This window comes from Streptomyces luteolifulvus, from assembly GCF_008806595.1.
GTDB lineage: Bacteria > Actinomycetota > Actinomycetes > Streptomycetales > Streptomycetaceae > Streptomyces > Streptomyces luteolifulvus.
The window spans coordinates 142,420-148,815 of sequence record NZ_VZRB01000008.1; the positions used below are offsets into that span (position 1 = coordinate 142,420).

A 6,396-nucleotide genomic window follows, 5' to 3' on the forward strand; every position below is an offset into this window, starting at 1 on the left:
ATGACTACCTACACGGACTACACGACCGGCGAGCCGGCCACCGACACCAAGGCGCCGTCCGGCCCGGTCGCCGAGCGCTGGGACAAGCGCCGCTTCGAGGCCAAGCTGGTCAACCCGGCCAACCGGCGCAAGCACACGGTGATCGTCGTCGGAACCGGCCTCGCGGGCGGCTCCGCCGGCGCCACCCTCGCCGAACAGGGCTACCACGTCGTCCAGTTCTGCTACCAGGACTCCCCGCGCCGCGCCCACTCGATCGCCGCGCAGGGCGGCATCAACGCGGCGAAGAACTACCGCAACGACGGGGACTCGGTCCACCGGCTGTTCTACGACACCGTCAAGGGCGGAGACTTCCGGGCCCGCGAGTCGAACGTGCACCGGCTGGCACAGATCTCCGTGGAGATCATCGACCAGTGCGTGGCACAGGGCGTGCCCTTCGCCCGCGAGTACGGCGGCCTCCTCGACACCCGCTCCTTCGGCGGCGTCCAGGTCTCCCGCACCTTCTACGCCCGCGGCCAGACGGGCCAGCAGCTGCTGCTCGGCGCCTACCAGGCCCTCAGCAGGCAGATCGCCGCGGGGAACGTCGAGATGCACCCCCGCACCGAGATGCTCGACCTGATCGTCATCGACGGACGGGCGCGCGGGATCGTGGCCCGGGACCTCATCACCGGCAGGATCGACACCTACTTCGCGGACGCCGTCGTCCTCGCCAGCGGCGGCTACGGCAACGTCTTCTATCTGTCGACGAACGCCATGAACTCCAATGCCACCGCCGTGTGGCGGGCGCACCGGCGCGGCGCCCACTTCGCGAACCCCTGCTTCACCCAGATCCATCCGACCTGCATCCCGCGCACCGGCGACCACCAGTCCAAGCTCACCCTGATGAGCGAGTCGCTGCGCAACGACGGCCGGATCTGGGTCCCCAAGGCGAAGGGCGACCAGCGGCCCGCGCACCAGATTCCCGAGGACGAGCGCGACTACTACCTGGAGCGCATCTACCCCTCCTTCGGCAACCTGGTCCCGCGTGACATCGCCTCCCGCGCCGCCAAGAACGTCTGCGACGAGGGCAGGGGCGTGGGCCCCGGCGGGCAGGGCGTGTACCTCGACTTCGCCGACGCCATCAAACGCATGGGGCGCAAGGCCGTCGAGGCCAAGTACGGCAACCTCTTCGACATGTACCAGCGGATCACCGACGAGGATCCGTACGAGGTGCCGATGCGGATCTACCCCGCCGTGCACTACACGATGGGCGGCCTGTGGGTCGACTACGACCTCCAGACCACCGTCCCCGGCCTGTTCGCGATCGGCGAGGCCAACTTCTCCGACCACGGCGCGAACCGGCTCGGCGCCTCCGCCCTGATGCAGGGCCTGGCCGACGGCTACTTCGTGCTGCCGGCGACGATCAACGACTACCTCGCCCGGAACCCGCACCAGGGCGAGGTGACCGACGAACACCCGGTCGTGCAGGAGGTGCTGGCCGAGACCCAGGGCCGGCTGAACCTGCTCCTGTCCGTCGACGGCGACCGCACCCCCGACTCCTTCCACCGCGAAGTCGGCGAACTCATGTGGGAGTTCTGCGGTATGGCCCGCACCGACAGCGGACTGCGCAAGGCCCTGGAGCGCATCCCGCAGATCCGTGAGGAGTTCTGGCGCCGCATCAAGGTTCCCGGCACCGGCGAGGAACTCAACCAGTCCCTGGAGAAGGCCAACCGCATCGTCGACTACCTGGAGCTCGCCGAGCTCATCTGCCTCGACGCACTGCACCGCGCCGAGTCCTGCGGCGGCCACTTCCGCGAGGAGTCGCAGACGCCGGACGGTGAAGCCGCCCGCAGGGACGAGGAGTTCACCTACGCGGCCGCCTGGGAGTTCACCGGCACCGGCACGGCTCCCGTCCTGCACAAGGAAGACCTGGTCTTCGAGTACGTCCACCCCACTCAGCGGAGCTATGCATGAAGCTCACCCTGCGCGTCTGGCGGCAGAAGAACGCCGACGCCGAAGGCGCCATGTCCACGTACGAGGTGGACGGGATCTCCTCCGACATGTCGTTCCTGGAGATGCTCGACACCCTCAACGAGGAGCTCATCCTCGAGGGCGAGGACCCGGTCGCCTTCGACCACGACTGCCGCGAGGGCATCTGCGGCGCGTGTTCGCTCGTGATCAACGGCGACGCCCACGGGCCGGAGCGCACCACCACCTGCCAGCTGCACATGCGGTCCTTCGCGGACGGCGACACGATCGACATCGAGCCGTGGCGGGCGTCGGCGTTCCCGGTGATCAAGGACCTGGTCGTCGACCGGTCTGCGCTCGACCGGATCATCCAGGCGGGCGGGTACATCACCGCGCCGACCGGTGCCGCGCCGGAGGCACATGCGGCGCCGGTGCCGAAACCGGACGCAGACTTCGCGTTCGAACACGCGGAGTGCATCGGGTGCGGCGCGTGTGTCGCCGCGTGCCCGAACGGGGCGGCGATGCTGTTCACTTCCGCCAAGGTGAACCATCTGAACGTGCTGCCGCAGGGGGCGCCCGAGCGGGAGACGCGGGTGCTGGACATGGTGGCGCAGATGGACGAGGAGGGGTTCGGGGGGTGCACGCTCACGGGCGAGTGTGCGACGGCCTGCCCGAAGGGGATTCCGCTTGTGTCGATCACCGGTATGAACAGGGAGTGGCTGCGGGCTGTGCGGAAGGGGAAGCGGTAGCGCGGGGGCGGTGAGGTCGTCTTCGGGGCGCGGTGTGAAGGTGACCGTGCCGTTCAACAACCTCACATCCCGGCTCCTGCTGCAGGTCACGCCCCGGCCAGACGGCATCGGAAGAACAGGTACGCGCAGGCCGCACGACCGGCCTGTTCTTCCCCGCTCAGGCCTGACCGGCCCGTGACCTGGAGAGAGCCATGACCGCCGTATCCGCCCTGGACGTCCCGCCCCAGTCCGCGGTCCCCTCCCGCTACACCGTCGGCCTCGCCCGCGACGAGGCCGATGTGCGTGCCGCGCAGCGGCTGCGGCACGAGGTGTTCGCCGGGGAGATGGGCGCCCTGCTGTCCACCTCGCAGCCCGGGCTGGACGTCGACGCCTTCGACGCGTACTGCGACCACCTGCTCGTCCGGGACACCGCCACCGGGCAGGTGGTCGGCACCTATCGGCTGCTGCCGCCCGAGCGGGCCGCGGTCGCCGGACGACTCTACTCCGAGGGCGAGTTCGCCATCGGAGCGCTCGACGGGATCCGGCCCGGCCTGGTCGAGGTCGGCCGCTCCTGTGTGCACCCCGACCACCGCGACGGTGCCGTCATCGGACTCATCTGGGCCGGCATCGCCCGCTACATGGTCGACCACGGCCACGAGTGGCTCGCCGGCTGCTGCTCCGTCCCGCTCGCCGACGGCGGCGCCCTGGCGGCCGCCGCCTGGGACCGGGTGCGGGCCAGGAACCTGGCTCCGGAGGAGTACCGCGTACGGCCGCTGCTGCCCTGGAGCGCGGAGGGCGTGGCCCGTCCGGCCCGGGCCGAACTCCCCCCGCTGCTGCGCGGCTACCTCCGCCTGGGTGCCTGGGTGTGCGGGGAGCCCGCCCACGACCCGGACTTCGGGGTCGCGGACCTGTACGTCCTGCTGTCGATGCGCCGGGTCAACCCGCGCTATCTGCGGCACTTCCTCTCCCTCGTCCCGGCCTGATGAGCGTCTGGCTGCCCACCGCGCCCTGCACCCCCGGGGCGTGTGTGGAGCCGACGGGGTCGGCCACCGCCGTACCGCGTGCCGTGCTGCGGCTGGCGGCGGTCACCCTCCTCATGCTCGCCGGGGTCCTCCTGTCGCCGCTCGGCCGGCACCTGCCCACCGGCCTGGTGCGGCAGTGGAGCCGGGCCGTCGTGCGGGCCGCGGGGGTGCGGGTGCGCATCACCGGGAGCGCCGCGCCCACCGGCGGACTGCTGCTGGTCGCCAACCACATCTCATGGCTGGACATCCCGTTGCTGGCCGCCGTACGCCCCGCCCGGATGCTCGCCAAGACCGAGATCCGGCAGTGGCCCGTGGCGGGGCCGCTCGCCGCCCGTGGTGGTGTCCTGTTCATCGACCGCGACCGCCTGCGCGCACTGCCGGACACGGTCGCCCGAATCGCACAGGTACTGCGCGACGGACAGGCGGTCGCGGTCTTCCCCGAGGGCAGCACCTGGTGCGGCCGCGCCCAGGGCACCTTCCGCAGGGCCGTCTTCCAGGCCGCGCTGGATGCGGGAGTCCCGGTCCAGCCGGTGCGCCTGCGCTACCGGATCGCCGGGGGAACGGCCACCACCGCGCCCGCCTTCGTCGGCGAGGACACACTGCTCGCCTCGCTGTGGCGGGTGGCGTCGGCCCGCGGGGTGGTGGCCGAGGTCGAGGTACGGGGCGCGATCGCTCCGGGCACACACCCCGACCGCCGCTCACTGGCCAGGGCGGCCCAGCCGGTCACCCCCGGCAGCGGCGACGGCCGGGAGGGGATCTGCGGCCCGTAGAACTCCGGGCAGTGACCACACCCGGGCGAGGCGCCGGTAGGAGTCCAGCAGGGCGTCACGGTCGTATGTGCTGGTGGTGACCAGGACCTCCTGCGCGCCCGTCTCCTTCAGCACCCTCTCCAGCTCGTCGGCGACCTGCTCCTCGGTGCCGGCGATGTGCCCGGTGAGGCCGGACTCGTAGAAGCCGCGCTCCTTGCCGCTCATCGTGAGCGTCTCGACGCGCTCGGCGGGCGGCAGCGGCGGGAACGTGCCGTGCGTGCGCGCGTACGCCATCGACCAGGCCTCCGGGACGAGCAGCCGCCGAGCCTCGTCGGGCGTCGCGGCCACCGCGACCGTGCCGGAGACGACGACGTACGGCTCCCGCGCCCAGGGGGAGGGCCGGAAGTCCGCCCGGTAGCGCTCGATGCCGCGCAGCAGCTTGCCGCGGTTCCTGAGGTCACCGATGACCATGGGCAGACCCGCCCGGGCCGCGACGGCGGCACCCTCCCCGACGGCCAGCACGAACGGCGGCACGCCGAGACCTTCGGCCGGCCGTGCGTGCACGCCCGTGCCGGATGTGCCGGAGAACCAGCCGAGCAGCTCGTCGAGTTGCGCGGCGAAGTCCTCGGCGTCGCCCCTGTCGCGCCCGAGGGCCTTGCGCACGCCGTCGGTGAAGCCGACGGAACGGCCGAGCCCCATGTCGATCCGCCCGGGAAAGAGGGACTCGAGCACCCCGAACTGCTCGGCCACGACCAGCGGTTGGTGGTTGGGCAGCATGACACCGCCCGTGCCGACCCGGATCGTCCGCGTCGCGGCGGCCACGGCGGCGGCCAGCACGGTCGGCGCGGAACCGGCGACGCCGGGAACGCCGTGGTGCTCCGACACCCAGAACCGGTCGTAGCCGAGCCCCTCCAGCTCCTGCGCCAGCCGCACGGTGTCGCGCAGCGCCTCGGCGTTCGTACGGCCCTCGCGGGTGCGGGAACGGTCGAGGACGGAGAAGCGGGCGTCGGCAATCACGGAACTCACACCGGGTTCAACACCTGGGCCGGCGAGGCATTCCCGGCGCCGCCCCCGCCGAAAAGCAGGTGACCGCGATCGCGCAGGTCACCACAATGGAGCAAGCCCGCATGGCGGCCGCACACATCCACCACGCCCAGCCCGAGGAAGGCGGCCGACCGTGACCGTCCCGAACGTCCTGCTGTCCGGAATCGTCGGTTCGACCGCGTACGGGCTCGCCCACGAGGGCTCCGACATCGACCGCCTCGGTCTGTTTGCCTCGCCCACCGAGAGCCTCCTCGGCCTGCACACGCCGAAGGAGTCCCATGTCACCACGGCCCCGGACCGCACCCTGCACGAGGCCGCGAAGTGGTGCCGCCTCGCCCTGGGCGGCAACCCGACCGCCATGGAGCTGGTATGGCTGCCGGACGAGCTGTACGAGGTCCGCACACCGCTCGGCGACGAGCTGATCGGCATCCGCACCTCGTTCCTGTGCGCCAAGCGGGTCCGGGACGCCTACCTCGGCTATGCCACCCAGCAGTTCCGTCGGCTGGAGGCCCGCGGCGACCGCTCCTTCTCCGCGGACACACGCAAGCGCACCGCGAAACACGCACGGCATCTGAAGCGGCTGTGCCACCAGGGTCTGGAGCTGTACACCACCGGCCGGATCACCCTCCGCGTGGAGAACCCCGAGGAGTACCACGCCTTCGGCGAACGCGTCGCCGCCGACCCGTCGGCCGCCGGGCCCGTGCTCGGCCACTACGAATCCGCCTTCGACGACAGCCGCACCGCACTGCCGGACCGGCCCGACGAGGCGGCCGTGGAGGCGTGGCTGCGGCGGGTGCGGGCGCACTTCTACCGTCCGGCGCCCGTCTAGGTCCTGTCGTCGAACTCCCGTCGTCCGCCCGACGGGGGGTGGTCGCAAGCACCGAGGGTGGGGGGGTGTCCCGCACCACC

Annotated in this window: 6 protein-coding genes; 5 read left to right on the forward strand and 1 reads right to left on the reverse strand. The window is 71.7% G+C overall.

Annotated elements, in window-relative coordinates; translation table 11 throughout:
- The 4 genes from F7R91_RS14260 (at position 1) to F7R91_RS14275 (ending at position 4,464) form a co-directional block, all read left to right on the forward strand.
- On the forward strand, positions 1-1,950 hold the full coding sequence (locus tag F7R91_RS14260) for a fumarate reductase/succinate dehydrogenase flavoprotein subunit (protein WP_150948340.1): 1,950 nt from the start codon (positions 1-3) through the stop codon (positions 1,948-1,950).
- On the forward strand, positions 1,947-2,693 hold the full coding sequence (locus F7R91_RS14265) for a succinate dehydrogenase/fumarate reductase iron-sulfur subunit (protein WP_150948342.1): 747 nt from the start codon (positions 1,947-1,949) through the stop codon (positions 2,691-2,693). The genes F7R91_RS14260 and F7R91_RS14265 overlap by 4 nt, the downstream gene beginning before the upstream one ends.
- 191 nt (positions 2,694-2,884) lie before the next feature.
- Positions 2,885-3,655, forward strand: coding sequence for a GNAT family N-acetyltransferase (locus F7R91_RS14270; RefSeq protein ID WP_150948345.1), 771 nt, complete (start codon positions 2,885-2,887; stop codon positions 3,653-3,655).
- The gene (locus F7R91_RS14275; RefSeq protein ID WP_150948347.1) at positions 3,655-4,464 is read left to right on the forward strand and encodes a lysophospholipid acyltransferase family protein; all 810 of its coding nucleotides are present in this window, start codon (positions 3,655-3,657) and stop codon (positions 4,462-4,464) included. The genes F7R91_RS14270 and F7R91_RS14275 overlap by 1 nt, the downstream gene beginning before the upstream one ends.
- Here F7R91_RS14275 and F7R91_RS14280 read toward each other — a convergent pair.
- Positions 4,393-5,469, reverse strand: coding sequence for an LLM class flavin-dependent oxidoreductase (locus F7R91_RS14280; protein ID WP_150948350.1), 1,077 nt, complete (start codon positions 5,467-5,469; stop codon positions 4,393-4,395). The genes F7R91_RS14275 and F7R91_RS14280 overlap by 72 nt on opposite strands.
- Positions 5,470-5,620: 151 nt before the next feature.
- Between F7R91_RS14280 and F7R91_RS14285 the strand changes: the two genes are divergently transcribed.
- A complete protein-coding gene (locus tag F7R91_RS14285; RefSeq protein WP_150948352.1) occupies positions 5,621-6,316 on the forward strand; it encodes a nucleotidyltransferase domain-containing protein in 696 nt (231 codons plus the stop codon).
- The last annotated feature ends 80 nt before the right edge of the window (positions 6,317-6,396 follow it).

What these genes read in the sequence shown, in the direction of transcription:
- F7R91_RS14265 (WP_150948342.1), top strand. Translation starts at nt 1,947, where the DNA reads ATGAAGCTCACCCTGCGCGTCTGGCGGCAGAAGAACGCCGACGCCGAA.
- F7R91_RS14260 (WP_150948340.1), top strand. Translation starts at nt 1, where the DNA reads ATGACTACCTACACGGACTACACGACCGGCGAGCCGGCCACCGACACC.
- F7R91_RS14275 (WP_150948347.1), top strand. Translation starts at nt 3,655, where the DNA reads ATGAGCGTCTGGCTGCCCACCGCGCCCTGCACCCCCGGGGCGTGTGTG.
- F7R91_RS14270 (WP_150948345.1), top strand. Translation starts at nt 2,885, where the DNA reads ATGACCGCCGTATCCGCCCTGGACGTCCCGCCCCAGTCCGCGGTCCCC.